The following is a 23,190-nucleotide window of genomic DNA, read 5'->3' on the forward strand; positions in this document are numbered from 1 at the left end:
ATGTGTTATAATTAACTATGTTAATGATTTCACGATTCAATGGAGGTAAATAGATGAATAAAGGTTTAAGTTTAGATTTGTCAAAAGTAATGCCATATGCAGACTTTTCTGAAATAGAAAAGATGGAAGCTATGGTGAAATGCGCACATGAAACAGTTCATGAAGGAACTGGAGCAGGAAATGATTTTTTAGGATGGTTAGATTTACCTGTTAATTATGATAAGGCTGAATTTGATAGAATTAAAAAAGCAGCAGAAAAAATTAAGAGTGATTCAGATGTACTTGTAGTAATAGGTATTGGAGGATCATACTTAGGTGCTAGAGCAGCAATTGAAATGCTTAAAAATCATTTCTATAATGTTTTAGATAACAGTAAGAGAAACACTCCACAAGTATTCTTTGTTGGAAATAACATAAGTTCAACATATGTAGCTGATCTTTTAGAAGTAATTGAAGGAAAAGATATATCTGTTAACGTTATTTCAAAATCAGGAACAACTACTGAACCAGCTATAGCGTTTAGAATATTTAAAGACTATATGGAAAAGAAATATGGTGTTGAAGGTGCTAAATCTAGAATATATGCTACTACTGATAAAGCAAGAGGAGCATTAAAGAATTTAGCAGATACAATGGGATATGAAACTTTCGTTATTCCAGATGACGTAGGTGGAAGATTTTCAGTATTAACTGCAGTAGGATTATTACCAATTGCAGCAGCTGGAATTAACATAGATGATATGATGCAAGGTGCAGCAGATGCAAGAGAAAAGTATTCAAATCCTTCAATTAAGGAAAATGAATGTTATCAATATGCAGCTATGAGAAATGCTTTATATAATAAAGGTAAAAATATAGAAGTATTAGTTAACTATGAACCAGCTTTACATTACTTCAATGAATGGTGGAAGCAATTATATGGAGAATCAGAAGGAAAGGATCAAAAAGGTATTTTCCCAGCAGCAGTAGATTTCTCAACTGATTTACATTCTATGGGACAATTCATTCAAGATGGATCAAGAATAATGTTCGAAACAGTATTAAATGTTGAAAATCCACTTAAAGAAATTGTTCTAGAAGAAGCAGAAGTTGATACAGATGGATTAAACTTCTTAGCCGGAAAGACAATAGACTTTGTTAATAAGCAAGCATTTAAAGGAACTTTATTAGCTCATAATGATGGTGGAGTTCCAAATATGGTATTAAATATTCCAGAATTAAGCGCTTACTACTTTGGACAAATGGTTTACTTCTTTGAAAAAGCATGTGCAATAAGCGGATACTTATTAGGTGTTAATCCATTTGACCAACCAGGTGTTGAAGCATATAAGAAAAATATGTTTGCTTTACTTGGTAAACCAGGCTATGAAGAATTAAAAGCTGAATTAGAATCAAGATTAAAATAATATGACAATAATTGTAGATGGAGATGCCTGTTTAGGTATCTCCATTATTTTAATTAATATAGATGGAACTTAGAATAAACTATAGATAATAATGTATGGTTTATTCTTTTTTTACAGTTTATAGACAAATTTCAACTGTAAAATTAAAAAAATTGCTGTATAATTACATTAGGGAAAATATGTAAAAGAGGGACTTGTTAGAGAGAGGTGCATGTATATGGGGGATATGTTAATAGAATTAAATAAAAAAAATGATTTATCTATAAATGAAGAAGTTGAAATATCAGTTTCATCTGAATTAAAAGATATAATAAATTATAAATTCATAGAAGGATATGATGGAGTATGGAACTCTATTCAGGATTATTCAGCAAAACAAAAATGTACATGGACTCCTAAGAATGTTGGAAGATATATGATTATGGTCTTAGGAGAAACTAAAGACTCTAGTAAGCCTTATTCTGAGAGGATAAACGTAGTAGTCAATGATAAGGTAAGGCTTATAAAGGATGTTCAGTTTGAAAAAAATAAGTTGCATATTGGAGATAAGCTTAATATATCTGTACTATCTGATGAAGAACTATTATTATATAGATTTTGGATTAAGGGAGAAGTAGATTGGGAGCCTCTTAGAGATTATGGTACAGATAATTTATTTAGTTTTACAGCTAATAGTGCAGGACAAAAGGAAATATTGATTGAATGTAAAAGAGTAGATTCAGTAAATAATGTTGATGATTTTACTGTTATAAAATTAGAGGTAAAAGATATAGAAGAAGTAGAAATAACTGACTTTAAAACACTTACACCTAATATGATAGTGGGAGAAGAGCTTATATTTGTAGTGGAGGCTAATTATGATACTAAAAGGCCTTTGTTATATAAGTTTTTAAAGATATTACCAAATGGAAAAATAGTATGCATACAAGAATTTTCTTCTAAGAAAACAGTTGCTTTTAAGGAAAATAAAAGTGGTGAGTATAAGCTTTTATGTTATGTACGTGATATGCTCTCTAACAAAGAATATGATGATAGGGCAGTGATTTTATACAAAGTAAAACAGTATGAGCCTATAAAGATAAAAAGATTTGAGGCAGATATGTCATCTCCACAAAAGGCTAATATACAAATTAATTTAAATGTAAGAGTTATTGGAGGTAGAGAAGTTCTTTATAGATATATCATAGATGGGCCAATAGCTGATGATAGTGGATATATTAGAAGTAATAGTTATTTATGGACTCCAGAGGAAGAAGGTGAATATACAATAACCTTGAAAGTAAAAGATATTTCCTATAAGGGAGATTATGAAGATATAACTAAAATTCCATATATCATCAATGCAAAAGGTGAAAGACCTGTGAGGATAATAGATCTAAAATGTGATGGTGGAAAATATGTACTTAAGAATAATCCAGTAAATATAAAATGTAAAGCTTGTGGAGGAAGCAAAATTTTATACCAATTTAGGATTTTTAAAGATGGCAAATTAAGAGAGAGTATTGAATATGATAAAGGTAACTGGTTAAGCTTTATCCCCGATGAATGTGGTGAATACGAAATAGAAGTAAAAGCAAAGGATTTTTATTCAGCGAAAGAGTATGATTCAAGCATATCTACTGTTATTAAAGTACAAGACTTTATTCCAGCAGAAATAAAATATGTTTTATCAAATAGTAAGGAAATATATATTGTTAATGAGACTATAGATATAGAAGTAATAATGGAAAATACCAATAATTCATTAGTAAGGTTTGTTACTTCGATTAATGGACAAGAAGTTGAGGATACAGGTTATGTTGAAAGCAAACTTTTAAGGCTTAAGCCAAGATGCCAAGGTAAATACAATGTTAATATATTTGCTAAGAATGCTAAGTCATCTAAGGAGTATGATAGTAGGGAGTTATTTTCCATATATGTTCATGAAGTTATTCCAGTGAATGGAACTAAAGTTTTTGCATCTTCTGACGAAATAAAAGTAGGCAGGGATATTACCTTTGAAGCAGAATCTCAAGGGGGAAAAGATGTCTGCTATGAATTTTATATGATGAATAAAGGAAACTGGATTTTGGTGCAAGAGTATAGTAAAAAGAAATATTATAGCTTTATACCATTTGTTAGTGGAAAATATAAAATATTAGTTTTAAGCAAGAGTTTTTATAAGAAAGTTAATTATGAAGACTACGATATAATGGAATTTAATGTAGAAGAGTAATAAACATATACAAAGGAGAAGAAGTTATGGATATATCATCTGTAGAGCAATATATAGGATATACGGTAGCTAGTCAGTTAATGAAAGAGTCATTGGGGGATGGCATGGAGTATGAATTAGTATTTCAGGCATTGCTTGAACAAATGCAGAATAATAATGTATCATCAGAAGTAAGTGAAGAAGAAATTAAGGATATTATATCTAATTCATCTGTTAGTCTTGATTCGCTTCCTTTAATTAGAAATGGAGATAATATACCGTTATATGGAAATAAAAGTCTTACTTATAATTTAAGTGATTTATCATCTTTAGGTATAACAAGTAGTAATGATATAAGTGGTATTGATACAAGTTATTATGAAAATACTGATTTATCAGAAATATATGATACAGTAAATAAATATGCATCAATGTATGATGTTGACCCAGCATTAGTACTTGCAGTAATAAAAGCAGAATCTAATTTTGATGCAAATGCAACATCAGGTGCAGGAGCAATTGGACTTATGCAAGTTATGGATTTTAACTTAGAATCATTAGGTGTAGTTAATGGTTATGATATAGATGAAAATATAAGAGCTGGTGTAAGTATTCTTAAAGGTTATTTAGATGACTGTAATGGAGATATAGCTATGGCACTTATGGCTTATAATGCAGGACCAGGAACTATGATGAATAGAGGTGTAATTTCATCAGAACATCTTTATAAAATGCCTTTAGAAACACAAAACTATGTACCAAAAGTATTAACATACTATGATGAATATAATAGATAATTTATTAAAGTAGACAAACATATTTAGCTGTTTTAGTAGTTATTAGAATAAATTATGGAATATTTTTCAATAAAAAATTATAAAAATAATTATTGATATAAGTTTTTATAATTGGTATAATGAATAAAAATTATAGAAATTCGATAAAGAGAAAGAGTAAGTTATAGGATGTCCTACAGAGAGTTGGTGTATGCTGAAAGCCGATGTTCAAAATATAGCTGAAAATCATCTCCTAGAAGCAACGCAGAAAAGAAATGAGTAAGTGTTGACGTAGTCTTTCCACGTTACAGGATAAGCGTATTGATAGATGCGAGCAGAGTGCTATAAAAGATTAATATATAATTGATTTTTTATAGAATTAGGGTGGTAACACGGATGTAATCCGTCCCTTGAGTAATCAAGGGGCGGTTTTTTTATTTATTGAAAAACTATAATTAAGTAATATTAATAGGGGGAAAACAATATGAAAAAATTATCAAGAAAGGATCTATTATTTTTAGGACTAATGCTCTTCTCACTGTTTTTTGGAGCAGGAAATCTAATATTTCCACCATTTTTAGGACAATCAGCAGGAGATAAAGTATGGATTGCATTAGGGGCATTTTTAATTACAGCAGTAGGATTTCCAATATTAGGGGTTATTGCTGTAGCTAAAAGTGGAGGTTTAGAAAAATTAGCTAGAAGAGTAAATCCTCTTTTTGCGTCTGTATTTACAGTACTTATTTATTTATCTATTGGACCTTGCTTAGGAATTCCAAGAGCAGGAAGTTTACCATTTGAAATGGTGGTATCTCCATATTTACCAAGTCATATGTCAGAAACCATAGCTCGTTTATTATTTACTTTAGTATTCTTTTCAGTGGCATATTGGCTTTCATTATCGCCAACTAAGTTAGTTGATCGTATGGGAAAAGTATTAACACCAACATTATTAACTTTAATATTTGTAATTGTTATAGGAGCATTCTTTAAGCCATTAGGTTCATATGGTGAAGCAACAGGTGCATATGTAAATTCACCATTTGTTACAGGGTTCTTAGAAGGATACTTAACAATGGACACTATAGCAGCATTAAACTTTGGAATTGTTATTGCACTTGCTATTAAAACAAAAGGTGTTAAAGAAGAAAAAGCTGTAGTATCAACATCAATAAAAGCTGGATTTATTGCTGGTGCTTTACTTGTGTTAATTTATGCAGCCCTTGCACATTTAGGAGCAACTAGTGGAGGAAGATTTGGTGAAACAGCAAATGGAGCAGTTACATTAACAAATGTTACTACTTACTTATTTGGTAAACCAGGTGCAGTATTACTAGCAGTAATATTTACTCTTGCATGTTTAACAACAAGTGTAGGGTTAATTAGTTCTTGTAGTCAATATTTTGCAAGCTTATCTGATAAAATAAGCTATAAAGGATGGGTAAGAATTTTAGCTCTTTCAAGTATGATTCTTGCTAATATGGGATTAACAAAGATTTTATCTATTTCAGTTCCTGTTTTAGATATGATTTATCCAATAGCTATTATGCTAATTGTTTTAGCTATGGTTGATAAATTTATAAAAGGTAGCAGAATAGTGTATTCATTAACGATTTTATTTACAGGAGTAGTAAGTGTAATTTATGGATTAAAAGGTTTTGGTATAGAATTAGGTGATAAAATATTTGGTAATTTACCTCTTTATACTGAAGGTTTAGGTTGGTTAGTTCCAGCAATATTAGGTATAGTTCTTGGATTAATCATTAGTGCTATAAAAGAAAAATCACAAATAACAGAAGAACTTGTAAATGAATAAAAGTATAATTTAAAACAAAAGTGTTATAGAAGTAATAAACTTTACTTTTATAACACTTTTTTAATAATAAAATTAAAAAAATGAATAAATAATTTAAAAATTTGAAAAATTACTATCAAGAGGTGAATGTAATGGATAATAGTGAACTTATTAAATTATTAAACGATTTTTTAGTGGGAATTAATATGGGATCTGATACTTTTAAATCTTATGAAGAAAAGCTAGAAAGTCAGGATTTAAAAAATGAATTTAAAAAGATACTTTCTACCTTTGCATCTCAAAAGGAAATAGTAGTTTCACAAATAGATAAATTAGGTGGAGAAGTTGATGAATCATTAGATATAGGACAAGAGATTGGCAGTCTTTTTAGCAAATTAAAAGATGCACTTATAACTGATGATGAAGAGGTTTTAGAAAATGCAGTTAAGGCAATGGATATGGGAGTAAAGCAAGGTGATAAGGTAATAGGAAAAATAGAAGCTTCTGATGCTAATAGAGATATTATTGAAACCTTAAATCATATGGTTAATGAGTATAGGGAAATATCAGTTTTTTTAATGAAACTACATAAAGGTAATTGATAATTAAGGAATAAACTTTTAATATTTTTAAGGAGTAAATAATAAAAGTGCTATAAATAAAATGATAAATCACCTAATAATAGATTAGTAACATGGATAAATATTTATAGCAAATAAGCTAAAAACACAGTTTTCTTTAAAAGATAGCTGTGTTTTTTATTAAATTTAATTTATAAAAAATATCTAATTGAGAATGATGGTCATATTCAAGTCATATTTATTCTTTATAATTGTATAAGTAATAAAGTGTTAGAAAAGATAAAGATAATTTTTAGAAATGGGAACATTGAAAATTTACCATTTCTTTGAAAATAACTTTAAAGGAAAGAGGGATACAATGATTAACAAACGATTAATGAATTTGCTTAAAGATTCTAAAAAGTATGTTGCTCAAATGGTAATCTGGAATTGGATTGCACTTTTATGCAATGTAGTATTTATTTTCTCTTTTGCATATTTACTAGAAAACTTGTTAAATAACAGTATAAATACCAATATGGTAATTATAGCAGTTGTAATTGATTTGCTTGTAGTAATAATAAGATCATTTTGTTATAAGAAATCAAGTAATGCAAGTTTCTATGCAGCAGCAGATGTGAAGAAGACATTAAGAGAAAATATTTATAATAAGTTATTAAGGTTAGGTTCTTCATATGAGGATAAGATACCTACAGCTGAAATAGTACAAGTTTCAGGAGAAGGAGTAGAGCAGCTGGAAATTTACTTTGGTAAATATTTAGCACAATTATTTTACAGTTTAGCTGCACCTGTTACGTTATTTATTATTTTAGCATTTGTTAATATCAAGGCTTCAGCTGTTCTTTTAGTATGTGTACCACTTATTCCAATATCAATAGTGGCAGTACAAAAGTTTGCTAAAAAGTTACTAGCAAAATATTGGGGAATATATACAGGTTTAGGAGACAGCTTCTTAGAAAATTTACAAGGATTAACTACTTTAAAGATTTATGAAGCAGATGCTAGAAGAACTGTAGAAATGGACAAAGATGCAGAGCAGTTTAGAAAAATTACTATGAGAGTACTTATAATGCAATTAAACTCTATAAGTGTGATGGATTTAGTTGCTTATGGAGGAGCAGGATTAGGAATAATTGTTGCGTTGTTGGAGTTTTCTAAGGGTAATCTTACAATTGGGGGATTATTTGCAATAATAATGTTGTCTAGTGAATTTTTTATACCTCTTAGATTATTAGGATCATTCTTCCATATAGCTATGAATGGTATGGCAGCAAGTAAGAAAATATTTAAAATATTAGACCTTGATGAAGGTGAAGAAAAGACAGAAGTAATTGATGAAAATAACTTAGCAATATCATTTAAAAATGTAGGCTTTGCTTATGATGAAGAAAGAAGTATTTTAAATGGTGTTGATTTAGATATTAGTGAAAAAGGATTTGTATCTATAGTTGGTGAATCAGGTTGTGGTAAAAGTACTATTACTAATATTATAATGGGAAGAAATAAAGGCTATAGTGGCAATATACATATAGGTGAAAAAGAGCTTTCTAATATTAAAGAAGAAAGTATCATGAAAAATATAACATTAGTTACTCATAATCCAAATATTTTTAAAGGAACAGTGGAAGAAAATCTTCGTATGGGTAAAAATGATGCAACTAAAGAACAAATGGAGGAAGCGTTACGTAAAGTTAATCTTCTTGAATTTATGAATGAGCAAGATGGTCTTAATACTCAACTTTTAGAACAAGGCTCTAACCTTTCAGGTGGACAAAAACAAAGATTAAACTTGGCAAGAGCAATTCTTCATGATACTCCAGTATATATTTTCGATGAAGCTACATCTAATATAGATGCAGAAAGTGAAAATGAAATAATGGCAGTAATTAATAAACTAGCAGAAACAAAAACAGTAATTTTAATTTCTCACCGCCTTCAAAATGTTGTTAAGTCAGATTGTATTTATGCAATGAAAGATGGAAAAGTAGCTGAAGCAGGTACGCATAATGAACTTATTAATAATAATGGTGAATATGCTAGTTTATACAATAGACAAAAACAATTAGAACAGTATGGAAAAGGAGGAGCAGTAAATGAATAGAAATGGTTTAAAAGTTATGTACAAGCTAATAGGCCTTGTGCTTCCTCTAGTACATGTAATGATCGCAGCTATAACTATGGGAGTTATAGGTTTTCTTACAGCTATATTTATCATAGTTCTTGGTGGAGTAGGATTATTAAATATTTTAGGATTTGCAACAGCACTTTCATTAAAGCAAGTAATTATTGGTATAGTTATATGTGCAGTACTTAGAGGCATTTTAAGATATGCAGAGCAAGGTTCAAATCATTATATTGCTTTTAAATTGTTGGCACTTATACGTCATAAAGTTTTTATTAAACTTCGCAAACTAGCACCAGCAAAATTAGAAGGTAAAGATAAAGGAAATTTAATTTCTATAATTACAACAGATACAGAATTATTAGAGGTATTTTATGCCCATACAATATCTCCAATTATTATAGCTTTTATAACTTCAGTTATTATGACTATATTTATAGGAAGTTATAATATATTTTTAGGAGCTATTGCTTTAGTAGCATATTTTATTGTTGGAGTAATTATTCCTGTATGGTCTTCAAACCAAGGAGATGAAACAGGACAGCAATATAGAGATGAACTGGGAGATCTAAATTCTTATTTCTTAAGTAGTATAAGAGGAATAAACGATATTATTCAATATGGTGTTGGTAAAGAGCGTTTAGATGAAATAAATAGAAGAACTGATGAACTTGAAACAAAGCAAAAGTTTTTATTAAAGCAAGAAGGTAGCAATAGAGCAGTTACTGATACAGCAATACTATTATGCAGTATGGTTATGTTATTTGCAGGATGTATTCTTTACAATAAAGGACAAGTAGATTTTACACAAGTAATAATTCCATTAATTGCTTTAATGAGTTCATTTGGACCAGTAGTTGCTATAAGTAACTTATCTAATAACTTATTCCATACAATTGCTGCAGGAAACAGAGTGCTTGACCTTTTAGAAGAAGAGCCAGCTGTGGAAGAAGTAAGTGGAAAAGAAACTGTTGAGTTTGCAGATATGAAGTTAGAAAATGTTTCGTTTGCTTATGACGATGAAGTTATTTTAGAAGATTTTAATATGGAGATAAAGAAAAATACCATAATTGGTATATATGGAAAAAGTGGTTGTGGTAAATCTACTTTATTAAAGCTTCTTATGAGATTCTGGGAAGTAAATAATGGTGCAATTACTATTGGTGGTAAAAATATTAATGAAATAAATACATCTGATTTAAGAAAAATGCAGTCATTTGTAACACAAGATACCTATTTATTTAATGATACCATTGCCAATAATATTGGGATAGCTAAAGAAAATGCTACTATGGAAGAAATAATAGCAGCAGCTAAAAAAGCATCAATTCATGATTTTATTATGAGTCTTCCAAAGGGATATGATTCAAAAGTTGGTGAATTAGGTGGAAACTTATCAGGTGGAGAAAAGCAAAGAATAGGAATAGCAAGAGCTTTCTTACATGATGCTCCAATGATTCTTTTAGATGAACCAACAAGTAATCTTGATAGTTTAAATGAAGGAATAATATTAAAATCCCTTATGGAAAGTAAAGAAAATAAGACAATAATCATTGTATCTCATAGAAAATCAACAATGAATATTGCAGATGTTGTTTTAGATGTAGAAAAAAATAGTCTACAAGGAAAGAGTAGAGCAAGTTAGTTAATAAAAATTAAAATAAAGAAAATATAGTAAGTGGATGCAAACATATATATTTGCATCCATTTACTTTTTAAATTATAATTTCACTAATAGTATTTGAGGAAAAAGTAATTAAAGAAGGTGAGTAATAATGTTTTCTATTTTAGTTGTTGAAGATAATGAAAATTTAAATAAAATGATGAGTGCTAAGTTAAAAATGGAAACCTATAATGTTTTTAGTGCTTTTAATGGAGAAGAAGCACTAGAAGTACTTGAGCATGAACATATAGACTTGATAATAAGTGATGTTATGATGCCAGGAATAGATGGATATGAATTAACAAAGACTTTAAGAATTGCTAACTATACCATGCCTATCTTAATGATTACTGCTAAAAATCAAATTGAAGATATGGAAAAGGGATTTGTAGCAGGTACAGATGACTATATGATAAAACCAATAAATATGAGAGAAATGATTTTAAGGGTAAATGCACTTTTAAGAAGAGCAAAAATTGCCAACGAAAGACGATTAATACTAGGTAACACTATTTTAGATTACGATTCATTGACAATAATCTATGATGGAGAAGAGTATAATATGCCACCTAAAGAGTTTTATTTAATATTTAAGCTTTTAAGCAGCCCAAATAAAATATTTACTAGAATGGAATTAATGGATGAAATATGGGGTATGGATACAGAAATAGATGATAGAACAATAGATTCTCATATAAAAAAATTACGTAGAAAGTTTGAAAATTGTAATGATTTTGAAATAATAACAGTGAGAGGTTTAGGGTATAAAGCTAAGATATAATGATAATTAAGGAAGAAAGTAAAATGGAGAGTAGAAAAATAAAGTATAAGTGGACCCTTAGAAAATATATATCCATTATTTCAATTTTAATTTTTATCAGTTCATGTATTATCTCTACATTAGTAATTATAGGTACTATTAATATATTTTATATAGGGCAGATAACTAATGAAATCATAGTTGTAATATGTATATTTATCTTAATATTAGCACTAATAATTGCTTGGATTTCTTTATGGATTGGAGCTGGGCATTTAACTAAACCTTTAATTGATGTAAGTAATACAGTAAAGCAGGTTGCAGAGGGAAACTTTAAAGTAAGTATTAAAAGAAGAGATACTACTAACTGTGAATATGAATATATCAATGAAGTTGATGAGCTTGCTAAAAATGTAAATAAAATGGTGGCTGAATTAGATGGTATGGATTATATGCGAAAAGATTTTATGAGAAATGTATCTCATGAGATAAAGACGCCTATTGCAGCGATAACAGGTTTTACTGAAATATTATTAGATGGTAATATTGATGAAAATGAAATACATGAATATTTAGAAGTAATAAATAATGAATCAATGAGAATTTCTAGGCTTTGTGAAAATATGCTTCATATGTCAAGACTAGATAGCCAAGTAATTGTTTCTAGTGTACAAAAAATAAGATTAGATGAACAGATTAGAAAATGTATAATACTTTTAAGTGAAAAATGGTCTGAGAAGGAAATAGACTTTTCTATTAATTTGGAAAAGGTAAGTATTTTTAGTGATGCTGATATGTTGCAGCAGGTATGGATAAATTTAATTGATAATGCAATTAAGTACTCCGGTGATAATTGTAAAATAGATATATCTGTAAAAAGATTAAATGATAAAAGTGTTGCAGTAAGTATAAGTGATAATGGAATAGGCATTGAAGAGAAAAAGCTTCATAAAATTTTTGATAAGTTTTATCAATGTGAAGAGTCTCATAAGAAAAGTGGTAGTGGACTAGGGCTGTCCATTAGCAAAAGAATTATTGAATTACTAAATGGAACAATAGAATGTAAAAGTAAAAAGGATTTTGGTACAACTATGGTGGTTACATTATTCATTTAGCTAAAATAAAGGCTTCAGGGGGCAGTAGATAGATTTGTATTTTACACAAATCTATCTACTGCCCTTATATATTAATATTCAAATTCAGCATGAGTTGTAATAATCTTGTTTACCAAACCATAATCAATGGCTTCTTTTGTACTTAACCAATAGTTTCTATCGGTATCTTCCTCTACTTTTTCAAATGGTTGACCAGTAGCTTCACTGATAATAGTATTTATTCTTTTACGTACTCTTAAAATTTCCTCAGCTTCAATACCTATATCAGTTGCTTGACCTTGGAAACCACCTATTGGTTGATGAATCATATATCTTGTATTAGGTAGAGAGTATCTATTTTCTTTATCAGCAGCTAGATAAATAGTAATTCCTGCACTTGCCACCCAGCCTGTTCCTATAATTATTACTTTTGGTTTAACAAATTTAATCATATCATGAATGGTGTCACCAGATTCAACATGCCCTCCTTGGCTATTGATAAATATTTTAATTGGCTCGTCACCCATTTGTTCAAGAACTAATAATTGAGTAGTTACCTTTTCTGCTAAAGCTTGAGTGATTTCACCAGAAATCACTATAGTTCTAGATTTTAATAGCTTTTCCATAGCTATATTAGAAACATCTTGTTTTTTTTCTTCCTTTTCAGTTTCTTGACCATAAAATATCATAAATATATCCTCCTATAAATATTAAATTAATATTTGTACAAATTGATAATACAAATAATTCCATATGAACAATCATACCATTAATTGTAATAGCTAACAATGTAAATATATATTTGAGAGATTAATAATATATTAATTTATCAGTAAATGAAAATTTTCTTAAAGGTGATATACTTAATAAGAATGTTTTGTGGTTTGAAGGATATAAAATTTTATTTAATGAATTTTTTATGAGAATAGCCAAATCAAAAAGTTTAGATTTGCTTAGAAAGTGAATAATTATATAAGAAAGAAGATGATAGATATGAATACAAAGGACTTAAATAGTTATGATGTTGAAAATATACTTGAAGAACATAATAATTTTTTTAATACACAAGTTACTAAAAATATAGAATTTAGGATTAAAGCACTAAGAAGACTTAAAAATACTATAAAAAGATATGAAGATGAAATATTTGAAGCATTACATTTAGATTTAAGAAAAAATAAGGTTGAATCATATGCTACAGAAGTGGGCTTTGTCTATAACAGTATAGAAGAGGCTATGAAGAATTTAAAGAGATGGGCTAAGCCAACAAAGGTTAAGACTCCAATCTTTTTAATGCCAGCAAAGAGTTTTATTATTAGTGAACCATATGGAACAGTATTAATAATAGGACCATATAATTATCCATTTCAATTGATTGTGGAACCTTTAGTGGGCGTTATAGCTGCTGGAAACTGTGCGGTGATTAAGCCTTCTGAAATGGCACCTAATGTAGCAAAAGTAATATTGAAGATTGTTGGTGAAGCTTTTGATGAAAGTTATATATGTGCTGTGGAAGGGGCTATAGATACTAATACAGCTCTTATAAATTCTAAGTTTGATTATATATTTTTTACAGGAAGTACGGCTGTAGGGAGAATTGTTATGGAGGCAGCAGCAAAGAATCTTGTGCCTGTTACCTTAGAGCTAGGGGGCAAAAGTCCTGTTATAGTTGATAAGAGTGCTAATATAAGAAGTGCAGCAGATAAGATAATATGGGGAAAGACAGTAAATGCAGGACAGACTTGTGTGGCACCTGATTATGTAATGGTTCATGAATCTATAAAGAATGAACTCATTAAGGAAATGAAAAGATCCATTAATGACTTTTATGGTGATGATATAAAAGTAAGTGAATCTCTAGGACGTATAATAAATGAGAGACATTTTAATAGATTGCGTAATATATTGGAGAGTGATAAAGAAGGTTTGATATATGGTGGGGAATATGATGAAGAAGAAAAATATATAGCTCCTTCGATAATTCAGGTAAAGGATTGGAATGCAGCCTGTATGAAGGAAGAAATTTTTGGTCCTATACTTCCAATAATGGAATATAGTGATTTAAATGAAGTTGTAAATGCAATAAATAAACAACCGAAACCTTTAGCATTATATCTATTTACCAGTGATAAAAGAGTTGAAAAAAAGGTGTTAAATGAAATATCATCTGGTGGAGTTTCAATAAATGATACAATACTACATTTGGCAAATTCAAATCTTCCCTTTGGTGGTGTAGGAAATGCTGGTATGGGAGCATATCATGGAGAAGAAAGCTTTAGGACATTTTCTCATAGAAAGAGCGTACTTAAAAAGAGTAGAGTATTAAATACCACACTGATGTATCCACCATATAGTGATAAAAAACTTATGGTAATAAAAAGATTTTTAAAATAAATATAGATGAGATTTATATGCTAATATGCTAAAGTCCTTATAGTAATGATGGAAAGGCGTGGGGATGTAAAAAAAGTGAAATAATTAAGGGGTGAAGATAGTTTTATATCTTCACTCCTTAGCAATTTTCTAAGATTTATTATTTAAATAAGCTTCAAGACCTCTCTTCCTTAAAATGCAGGCAGGACATTCACCACAACCATCACCAATTATCCCATTATAGCATGTAAGAGTATTATTTCTTACGTAATCAAGCTTTCCATATTTATCAGCCATTTTCCAAGTAGCAGCTTTATCTATCCACATCAATGGTGTGTGAATAACAAAGTTATAATCCATAGCAAGATTGGTAGTGACGTTTAATGATTTAATGAATATATCTCTACAATCAGGATAGCCACTAAAATCTGTTTCACATACGCCGGTAACTATATGTCTAGCACCCTTTACTTTAGCAAGTATAGCTGCAAAGGTAAGAAAAACCATATTTCTACCCTCTACAAAAGTTGATGGAAGATTACCATCTTCACCATTTTTAATATCTATATCACTGCGTGTAAGGGCATTAGGAGTTAATTGATTTAAAAGATCCATATTAAGTATATGATGTTCAACACCTAAATCCTTAGCTATATTTTTTGCACATTCAATTTCTAGCTTATGTCTTTGATTATAATCAAAAGTAACAGCAATTACCCTTTCAAATTTTTCTAAAGCCCAAAATAAACATGTTGTGGAATCTTGACCTCCACTGAAAACAACAATAGCTGTATTATCCATAATTTTTTCCTCCAAAGTAAAAAAAGATTTATTTTATTCTGCTAAAGATGGCACAATAAAATAACCCTTTTTTATTATTTATGCCTAGTTTTGTTTATAGACAGGATGGTCTTAATGAACTGTCTTTTATTAAATTACACTAACTGTATTAATTTAACATAAATTAAATGTTATGTAAAATACTTGATTAGTTATGCAAGATAAAACTTTACAGATAGGATAAATTAGAATAGTCTATTATTAGCTAAAGAAAAAATGCGAGGTGTATAGAAAGTGGAAAGAATAGATAAGATATTATCTAATTTAGGATATGGAACAAGAAAGGATCTTAAGAAGATAGTTAAAAATGGAATGGTTCAAGTAAATGGAATTACTATAAAAGATAGTGCTATGAAAGTTGATCCAGAAAAAGATAAAATTGTTATAAATGGTGAGGAAATTTTCTATAGAGAGTTTATATATTTAATGATGAACAAGCCAGCAGGAGTTATTTCAGCAACTTTTGATAATAAGGATGAAACAGTAATTGATTTATTAGAAGTTGAACATCAAGTATTTGAACCTTTTCCAGTAGGTAGATTAGATAAGGATACAGTAGGGCTTCTGTTATTAACTAATGATGGTGACTTGAATCATAGACTAATATCGCCAAAGTGGAAAGTAGATAAGGTTTATTTTGCTAAAATAAATGAAAAAGTTACAGAAGAAGATATTGAAAAATTTAAACATGGAATAGCATTAGATGATGGATATAGATGTAAGGAAGCAATTTTAGAGATACAAAAAGCATCTGAAGAAGGTTCTGAAATTGTCTTGACTATACAAGAAGGAAAGTTTCATCAAGTGAAGAGAATGTTTGAAGCAGTAGGTAAGAAGGTTACATACTTAAAGAGAATCGAATTTGGTACTTTACCTTTAGATGAAGACTTAGAGGAAGGCGAATATAGAGAGTTAACAGAAGAAGAAATTGCAATTTTAAAAGGGTTTTAACGAATAAATTTTAATGTTTTTATAGTAAGATTCACATTTTAGGAAAAATGTAAATATTTATATAAAACATATTGATTTTTTTAAATGTCTTCTATATAATGTTATTGCAAGGATAAATAAAAGGAATGAATAGCCCCCTTTTTTATTTATTGCTTATTGCTGAAGCGCAACCTAGCCCCAATGGTTGCGTTTTTTGTTGTCTAAAAATAGATTTTTAAAGAAAAATTTAATAATAATTGTATTCGAACGTTTGTTTGAATAGAATTTTATATTATAATATAGTTAATATAATAAAAATGTCAATAATAATAAGAAAGAGTCTATTGTGATATAATAGCAATGATAAATTGGAGAGGAGGATGTTTTTTGGATTTAAAAGCATTATTAAACAAGGAACAATATGAAGGTGCTGTAACTGTTGAGGGACCAGTGCTTATTTTAGCAGGAGCAGGTTCAGGTAAAACAAGGGTACTGACACATAGGATGGCACATATGATTGAGGATTTAAATATATTTCCGTATAAGATTTTAGCCATAACATTTACAAACAAAGCAGCTAAAGAGATGAAGGAGAGAGTTGTTTCGTTAATTGGTGAAAAGGCTGAAGATATGTGGATATCGACATTCCACTCCACTTGTGTAAGAATATTAAGAAGAGAAATTGAAAAGATAGGTTATAAAAAGAATTTTACTATATATGATTCTTCAGACCAAAAGACATTATTAAAAGAATGTATAAAGGCTTTACAAATAAATGATAAAGATATTTCTGAACAAGAAATCATGGGTAAGATAAGCAGAGCTAAGGATAATATGTTATCTCCAGATTCGTATTATAGACAGCATGAATCAAACTTTAGAGAAAAGAAGATAGCAGAAGTATATAAGATGTATCAAAAAAGATTAAAGGAAAATAATGCTTTAGATTTTGATGATCTTATATTTAAAACTGTAGAATTATTTAAAAAAGATGCAGAAACATTAGAGTTTTACCAAAGAAAATTCCAATATATAATGGTTGATGAATATCAAGATACTAATGCAGTTCAATATGAACTAGTAAGATTATTAGCAGAAAAGCATAGAAATATTTGTGTTGTAGGTGATGATGATCAAAGTATCTATGGATGGAGAGGTTCTGATATCAGAATAATATTAGGATTTGAAAAAGATTATCCAGACGCTAAAGTAATTAAGCTTGAGCAAAATTATAGATCTAAAGGAAATATTTTAGATGCTGCTAATGTGGTTATTTTAAATAATGCCAATAGAAAGAGCAAGGCATTAAGAACTGAGCAAGAGCCAGGTGAAAAAATACAAGTGTATAGGGCTTATTCTGATACAGATGAAGGAAGTTTTGTTGCTTCAAGGATAACAAAGCTAAAAGGTGAGCAAAGCAAAAAGAATAAAGATTTTGCTATTCTTTATAGAACAAATGCACAATCACGTATTTTTGAAGAAAGTTTAAGAAGGGCTGGTATAGCTTATAAAATTATAGGTGGAACTAGATTTTATGATAGAAAAGAAATTAAAGATATGCTTTCTTATTTAAAAGTACTTGTAAACCCAGAGGATAGTATTGCATTAAGAAGAATTATTAATGTACCAAAAAGAGGAATTGGTGATGCTACCATTGGTAAGGTATTAGATTTTGTGGAAAATTATGAGTTAAGTCTTTGGGATGGATTAAGTGAAGTAAGAACTATACCAACTCTTACAGCTAGAAATTGTACTGGTATAGATGGATTTATGTCATTGATGGAGGAGCTTGCAATACTTAGCGAAACAGTTCCAGTATCTCATTTAATAGAAGAAATACTTAATAAGACAGGATATTTAAAAGAGTTAGAATCATCTAAGGATATAGAAGATAAGAGTAGAATTGAAAATTTAAAGGAACTTGTTTCAGATGCTGTTGATTTTGAAAAGACAAGTGAAGATAAGAGTCTTTCTGCATATTTAGAAAAAGTTTCATTAGTACAAGATACAGATAAGTTGGAAGAGGAAGATGATGATAATGGAGCAGTAGTACTTATGACAGTACATAGTGCTAAGGGGCTTGAATTCCCAATAGTATTTATGGTAGGAATGGAAAATGGATTATTCCCAGGAGCAGCTTCTTTTGATAGTGATACAGAAATGGAGGAATCAAGAAGGCTTTGTTATGTTGGTATAACAAGAGCTAAAGAAATGCTATATATGACTTCAGCAGAGGTAAGAAGAGTATTTGGTAGAACAGTTTCATATCCACAATCAGACTTTATAGCAGAAATAAAACCAAATTTAAGAGAATATGTTGTGATGGAAACCAAGAGAAGTGCCATAGATGCTACAAGAGCAATGATGGCAGGAAAAGACATGAGAAATAATCCTCATAGCATAAGAAGTGGATATTCATCAAATGGTGCCCGAGGCTTTGGGACAAATAAAGCTAAAACTTTATCAGATAGCAATACTTCAGGAGTTTCTGAAGACATTACTGTAGGAAGAAAGGTAAGACATAAGGTGTTTGGTCTAGGTACTGTTGTGGCAGTAGCTGATTCAAATGGGGATAAGAAGCTTACCATAGCATTTAATAGTCAAGGAATTAAAAATCTTATGCAGTCTATAGCAAAATTAGAAGTATTATAATTAAGGAAATTTGGAGGTAAGTATGGATAATAAAGCTCGTATAGAAGAATTAGTAGAACTTTTAAATAGATATGCTTATGAGTATTATTCATTAGATAGGCCATCAGTAACTGATAAGGAGTATGATTTAAAGTATGATGAGCTTAAAGAGTTAGAAAATGAAACAGGATATGTACTTCCTTACTCACCAACTCAAAGGGTAGGGGATGTTGTCTTAGAAGGCTTTAGAAAATATATTCATAAAGCAAGGCTTTGGAGCTTAGATAAGGCTCAAAGCATGGAAGAAATAAAGGAATGGCATAATAGAAATGTTAAATTTGTAAATGAAATGAATGACAGAGGTGAAAACCTACCTCCATTAAGATATGTTATAACAAAGAAGTTTGATGGTCTTACCATAAACCTTACTTATAATGAAGAAGGAATATTAGAAGTTGCAGCTACTAGAGGTACAGGTGAAACAGGGGAAGATGTAACAGCTCAAGTAAAGACAATCAAGGAAATACCTTTAAAGACAAGCATCGGAGATCTTTTTGAAGTTCATGGTGAAGCAATAATGACCCAGGAAGCTTTTGATAAGTATAATTCCATTTCTGAAACACCACTTAAGAATTTAAGGAATGGGGCTGCTGGAGCATTAAGAAATTTAAATGTAAAGGAAACAGCCAGAAGAGGTCTTTCAGCATTTTTTTATGATGTAGGATATAAAGAAGGAAATGCATTTAAGAATTATGAAGAAATGCTTAAGTTTATCAAGGAAAAAGGACTTCCAATGGATGAATATATAAGATATGCTACTACTTTAGAAGAAGTAGAAAAGTATATTAAAGAAATAGAAGCAATGAGATTTGACTTAAATTACGATATAGATGGAGTGGTAGTAGCCGTTGATGATATGAGAACTAGAGAACTATTAGGTTATACTGTTAAGTTCCCTAAGTGGGCAATAGCTTTTAAGTTTGAAGCACAAGAAGCTACAACTACGCTTTTAGATGTTGAATGGAATGTTGGAAGAAGTGGAAGAGTAGGGCCTACGGCCATATTGGAACCAATAGAACTTGCTGGAGTTACCGTCAAAAGAGCAACATTAAATAACATGGATGATATTAGAAGAAAAGGTGTAAGAATAGGTGCTGATGTATTTGTACGTAGATCAAATGATGTTATACCAGAAATAATGGGTGTAGTAGAATCTACCATAGAAGGTTCAAAAGAGATAAATGCACCAAAAGTATGTCCTTCCTGTGGAAGTCATTTAGTTTTAGATGGAGCGCATTATTTCTGTGAAAATACTCTATCATGCAAACCTCAAATGGTTAAAAGTATAGTTCACTTTGCTTCAAGAGAAGCTATGAATATTGCTGGGTTTTCAGAAAAGACTGCGGAACAGTTATTTGAAAAGCTTGATATAAGATCAATAGCAGATTTATATAAGCTTAAAAAAGAAGAACTTGTAACTCTTGATAAATTTGGTGAAAAAAAGGCACAAAATTTATTAGATGCTGTGGAAAAAAGTAAGACACCAGAATTATATAGATTTATCTATGCATTAGGAATACCAAATGTAGGAGTTAAGACTGCTAAAGATTTAGTAGATAAGTTTAAGTCTATTGATGGATTGAAGGAAGCTACTTTTGAGGAACTTATTTCAGTTTCAGATGTAGGTGATATAGTTGCTAAATGTGTCTTGGAGTTTTTCCATGAAGAAAAAGTTATTAATACTATCAATGAACTTTTAGAATTAGGAATAAATCCAATTTATGAGGAAAAGGAAGTTATTGAAAGTGGATTTAGTGGTAAAATAGTAGTAGTGACAGGAACAATGCAGAAGTATTCTAGATCTGAAATAAAATCTAAGCTTGAAAGTTTAGGAGCAAAAGTTTCAGGCAGTGTCAGCAAAAAAACTGATTATGTAATTGCTGGAGAAGAAGCAGGTTCAAAGCTTACAAAAGCACAAGAACTTGGAGTAACAGTTCTTACTGAAGATGACTTTGAAAAGATGATATAAAGGAAATATATTATATAATATTTCTTATCATATAAGTAGCTTAAAATGGCTGTATCAAAATGATACAGCCATTTTATTATGTTATTTTATAAAGAGAGTCTCCAGGCTCTATATCATCACTTTTTGATTTTTCAAATAAAGATTCTTCAAGTATAGATGAAGAATTGTTAAAAGATTCATCTTGGAAATCATTGTAGCTATTTTTTTCATTTAAAGAAGAAATACTATCATTTATCTTTTGTAGAAGATAGTTTTTTATTCTGCTATTTTTAAACATTTTTGTATATAAAACAAATGCCCATATTCCTATAATCATAAAGCAAATCATAAATAATGTTGCTACTCCATAAAACATTATTTGCATAACTTGTACTACAGATGACATAATGCACCTCCAAATTTTTAAATTAATATATTATAAAAATTATACAAAAATATAAGAAATAAATAAAGGGGCTGATTAGGTTAATTTAGTTATGGATATACTTATTATTATTGGAAGGAGGTGGCGTAATTGAAAAGGTTAATAATAACAATATTAATAACCATAGCCACTGTAGTGTTTCTTTTAGGGTTTATAGATAAAGGGAATAATGGAAAGGAAGCTGAAAAGGATGATATAGTATACTCTATAAATAATATTCCAGATGATATGAGAAACATAGCAAGTCTTAACACTAGACAACAGGATATAATATGTGCTGTAAGCAAAGGACTTATTGAAATAGATAGCCAAGGAAAGATGATGCCTGCATTAGCTAAGAGTGTGGAAGTAACTGATAATGGCATACAATATAATTTTACCATTAGAGATGATGTTTTTTGGAGTGATGGCAAAATCATAACAGCTGATGATTTAGTACAGTTCTTTAGGGAAATATTAACTGAGGAAAATGAAGATGATATAGAAGCTCTTATGAATGTCTATGGAGCAAGAGCATATTTAGAAAATGAAGGTAACTTTAAAGAGACAGTAGCCATATGGGCTCAAGGTAACAATTTGATAATGCGCTTAAATTCTACTGATGATGATTTTTTAGTACAGCTATCTAAGCCTCAATATAGATTAAGAAAAGATGTACTAAGTTGGGAGTTTATTAATAAAAATTATACCTCTTTAGTGTATAGTGGTGATTATTATATAAGCTCAATTGATGATAGTAAAATTATATTACATAGAAATGAAAAATCTAATGGAGAACTTCCTAAAGTTCTTAGCATAGTAGAGGATAAATCAGAAGATGTAGCATTAGCTGCCTTTGAGGTAGGTAATAGGGATATTGTTGTAAATCCACCAAGAAACCAATTGCAACGCTTAAGGGAACAGGGAAAGCTTATAACATTACCTTCCAATGAAGCAGTTTATGCTAGCTTTAATTTGGATGAGAGTGCTATACCGATAAATGGTAGAAAAAAAATATATTCATTATTAGACTCTGCTATAAGGAATTATATTGAAAACAATGAATCATCCATGATTTGTGCAGAAGGAAAATATTATAGAGGTGAAGAAAGCAGCGCTGATAAGTTGCAGGAAAGAAAGGTTCTTACTAATATGGATAATTCTTGGGAAGATGAAGAAAGCATTATTTTAGTAGCAGAGAATAATGTTGATAATAAAGAACTTGTAAATATAATTTCTGATTGGATAGATGAAAATACAAGCTATACATTAGTGGTAAAGTTAGTAGATGAGGAAGATATAGAAGGTATAATCGATGAGGGATATTATGATTTAATAATATTTAATTGGGAAGTTAAGAATGAAGATGATGTATATAGAGTTATTGATGAGTATAATGAAGATTTATCTATAGAAACATGGCAGGAAGAAAATTATTTTAATATAGAAGATAATATTTTTAATTCATATAGCATTCTTCCACTTCTATTTTATAATGAAAATATTGCAGTTAATAATGATATTACAGGAGTAACATTGGATTGTAATGGTAATATTAATTTTAGCGCTATAAGAAAATAAGGTCTCATTAAA

General features: G+C 29.5%; 17 protein-coding genes and 1 other annotated feature. Of the genes, 14 read left to right on the forward strand and 3 right to left on the reverse strand.

The features are described 5' to 3' along the window. Window positions 1–53: 53 nt before the first annotated feature. From BHW04_RS03775 to BHW04_RS03815, 9 genes are all read left to right on the forward strand, one after another. A complete protein-coding gene (locus BHW04_RS03775) occupies window positions 54–1,406 on the forward strand; it encodes a glucose-6-phosphate isomerase (protein ID WP_022212089.1) in 1,353 nt (450 codons plus the stop codon). A gap of 217 nt (window positions 1,407–1,623) precedes the next feature. Beyond that, on the forward strand, window positions 1,624–3,621 hold the full coding sequence (locus tag BHW04_RS03780; RefSeq protein ID WP_302698933.1) for a triple tyrosine motif-containing protein: 1,998 nt from the start codon (window positions 1,624–1,626) through the stop codon (window positions 3,619–3,621). A gap of 26 nt (window positions 3,622–3,647) precedes the next feature. Next, a complete protein-coding gene (locus tag BHW04_RS03785; RefSeq protein WP_022212091.1) occupies window positions 3,648–4,397 on the forward strand; it encodes a lytic transglycosylase domain-containing protein in 750 nt (249 codons plus the stop codon). A gap of 134 nt (window positions 4,398–4,531) precedes the next feature. Then, window positions 4,532–4,790: a binding site (T-box leader), on the forward strand. A 70-nt stretch (window positions 4,791–4,860) separates the two neighbouring features. Continuing rightward, window positions 4,861–6,192, forward strand: a complete 1,332-nt coding sequence (gene brnQ, locus BHW04_RS03790; protein WP_302630816.1) for a branched-chain amino acid transport system II carrier protein — start codon at window positions 4,861–4,863, stop codon at window positions 6,190–6,192. A 131-nt stretch (window positions 6,193–6,323) separates the two neighbouring features. Further along, the gene (locus BHW04_RS03795) at window positions 6,324–6,773 is read left to right on the forward strand and encodes a DUF2383 domain-containing protein (RefSeq protein WP_302698935.1); all 450 of its coding nucleotides are present in this window, start codon (window positions 6,324–6,326) and stop codon (window positions 6,771–6,773) included. Between the two features lie 337 nt (window positions 6,774–7,110). Next, window positions 7,111–8,853: an ABC transporter ATP-binding protein/permease gene (locus BHW04_RS03800; protein ID WP_302698936.1), complete on the forward strand. Its 1,743-nt coding sequence runs from the start codon at window positions 7,111–7,113 to the stop codon at window positions 8,851–8,853. Beyond that, complete coding sequence (locus tag BHW04_RS03805; RefSeq protein WP_302630814.1) at window positions 8,846–10,519, forward strand: amino acid ABC transporter ATP-binding/permease protein; 1,674 nt, start codon at window positions 8,846–8,848, stop codon at window positions 10,517–10,519. Before BHW04_RS03800 ends, BHW04_RS03805 begins: the two co-directional genes overlap by 8 nt. A 130-nt stretch (window positions 10,520–10,649) precedes the next feature. Then, window positions 10,650–11,318: a response regulator transcription factor gene (locus BHW04_RS03810; protein ID WP_022211669.1), complete on the forward strand. Its 669-nt coding sequence runs from the start codon at window positions 10,650–10,652 to the stop codon at window positions 11,316–11,318. Between the two features lie 23 nt (window positions 11,319–11,341). Continuing rightward, a complete protein-coding gene (locus BHW04_RS03815; RefSeq protein WP_243166664.1) occupies window positions 11,342–12,412 on the forward strand; it encodes a HAMP domain-containing sensor histidine kinase in 1,071 nt (356 codons plus the stop codon). A gap of 71 nt (window positions 12,413–12,483) precedes the next feature. Here the strand turns inward: BHW04_RS03815 and BHW04_RS03820 are convergent, their stop codons facing one another. Then, the gene (locus BHW04_RS03820) at window positions 12,484–13,080 is read right to left on the reverse strand and encodes an ATP-dependent Clp protease proteolytic subunit (protein ID WP_022211671.1); all 597 of its coding nucleotides are present in this window, start codon (window positions 13,078–13,080) and stop codon (window positions 12,484–12,486) included. Between the two features lie 304 nt (window positions 13,081–13,384). Here BHW04_RS03820 and BHW04_RS03825 point away from each other — a divergent pair, with 304 nt between their 5' ends. Then, window positions 13,385–14,785, forward strand: a complete 1,401-nt coding sequence (locus BHW04_RS03825) for an aldehyde dehydrogenase (protein WP_186835624.1) — start codon at window positions 13,385–13,387, stop codon at window positions 14,783–14,785. A 129-nt stretch (window positions 14,786–14,914) separates the two neighbouring features. Here BHW04_RS03825 and queC read toward each other — a convergent pair whose 3' ends face one another. Continuing rightward, window positions 14,915–15,580: a 7-cyano-7-deazaguanine synthase QueC gene (gene queC, locus BHW04_RS03830; protein ID WP_370545556.1), complete on the reverse strand. Its 666-nt coding sequence runs from the start codon at window positions 15,578–15,580 to the stop codon at window positions 14,915–14,917. 258 nt (window positions 15,581–15,838) lie between these two features. On the opposite strand from queC, the gene BHW04_RS03835 reads away from it, so the two are divergent. The 3 genes from BHW04_RS03835 (at window position 15,839) to ligA (ending at window position 21,194) form a co-directional block, all read left to right on the forward strand. After that, entirely contained in the window at window positions 15,839–16,555 is a 717-nt protein-coding gene (locus tag BHW04_RS03835; protein WP_022211673.1) for a pseudouridine synthase, read from the forward strand. 366 nt (window positions 16,556–16,921) lie between these two features. Continuing rightward, window positions 16,922–19,186 (forward strand): DNA helicase PcrA, encoded by a 2,265-nt coding sequence (gene pcrA / locus BHW04_RS03840; RefSeq protein WP_022211674.1) that lies wholly within the window; start codon window positions 16,922–16,924, stop codon window positions 19,184–19,186. Between the two features lie 22 nt (window positions 19,187–19,208). Next, the gene (ligA, locus tag BHW04_RS03845) at window positions 19,209–21,194 is read left to right on the forward strand and encodes an NAD-dependent DNA ligase LigA (RefSeq protein WP_302653131.1); all 1,986 of its coding nucleotides are present in this window, start codon (window positions 19,209–19,211) and stop codon (window positions 21,192–21,194) included. Between the two features lie 76 nt (window positions 21,195–21,270). Here ligA and BHW04_RS03850 read toward each other — a convergent pair whose 3' ends face one another. After that, window positions 21,271–21,579 (reverse strand): hypothetical protein, encoded by a 309-nt coding sequence (locus BHW04_RS03850; RefSeq protein WP_022211676.1) that lies wholly within the window; start codon window positions 21,577–21,579, stop codon window positions 21,271–21,273. Between the two features lie 129 nt (window positions 21,580–21,708). Between BHW04_RS03850 and BHW04_RS03855 the strand changes: the two genes are divergently transcribed. Then, the gene (locus BHW04_RS03855; protein WP_302698937.1) at window positions 21,709–23,178 is read left to right on the forward strand and encodes an ABC transporter substrate-binding protein; all 1,470 of its coding nucleotides are present in this window, start codon (window positions 21,709–21,711) and stop codon (window positions 23,176–23,178) included. Window positions 23,179–23,190 lie beyond the last annotated feature (12 nt).

The organism is Clostridium sp. 29_15 (genome assembly GCF_001916075.1).
Classification (GTDB): Bacteria; Bacillota; Clostridia; order Clostridiales; family Clostridiaceae; genus Clostridium; species Clostridium lentum.

Coding starts and splice junctions, on each gene's coding strand:
- BHW04_RS03775 (WP_022212089.1), top strand. CDS start 54: ATGAATAAAGGTTTAAGTTTAGATTTGTCAAAAGTAATGCCATATGCA.
- BHW04_RS03780 (WP_302698933.1), top strand. CDS start 1,624: ATGGGGGATATGTTAATAGAATTAAATAAAAAAAATGATTTATCTATA.
- BHW04_RS03785 (WP_022212091.1), top strand. CDS start 3,648: ATGGATATATCATCTGTAGAGCAATATATAGGATATACGGTAGCTAGT.
- brnQ (WP_302630816.1), top strand. CDS start 4,861: ATGAAAAAATTATCAAGAAAGGATCTATTATTTTTAGGACTAATGCTC.
- BHW04_RS03795 (WP_302698935.1), top strand. CDS start 6,324: ATGGATAATAGTGAACTTATTAAATTATTAAACGATTTTTTAGTGGGA.
- BHW04_RS03800 (WP_302698936.1), top strand. CDS start 7,111: ATGATTAACAAACGATTAATGAATTTGCTTAAAGATTCTAAAAAGTAT.
- BHW04_RS03805 (WP_302630814.1), top strand. CDS start 8,846: ATGAATAGAAATGGTTTAAAAGTTATGTACAAGCTAATAGGCCTTGTG.
- BHW04_RS03810 (WP_022211669.1), top strand. CDS start 10,650: ATGTTTTCTATTTTAGTTGTTGAAGATAATGAAAATTTAAATAAAATG.
- BHW04_RS03815 (WP_243166664.1), top strand. CDS start 11,342: ATGGAGAGTAGAAAAATAAAGTATAAGTGGACCCTTAGAAAATATATA.
- BHW04_RS03820 (WP_022211671.1), bottom strand. CDS start 13,080: ATGATATTTTATGGTCAAGAAACTGAAAAGGAAGAAAAAAAACAAGAT.
- BHW04_RS03825 (WP_186835624.1), top strand. CDS start 13,385: ATGAATACAAAGGACTTAAATAGTTATGATGTTGAAAATATACTTGAA.
- ligA (WP_302653131.1), top strand. CDS start 19,209: ATGGATAATAAAGCTCGTATAGAAGAATTAGTAGAACTTTTAAATAGA.
- BHW04_RS03850 (WP_022211676.1), bottom strand. CDS start 21,579: ATGTCATCTGTAGTACAAGTTATGCAAATAATGTTTTATGGAGTAGCA.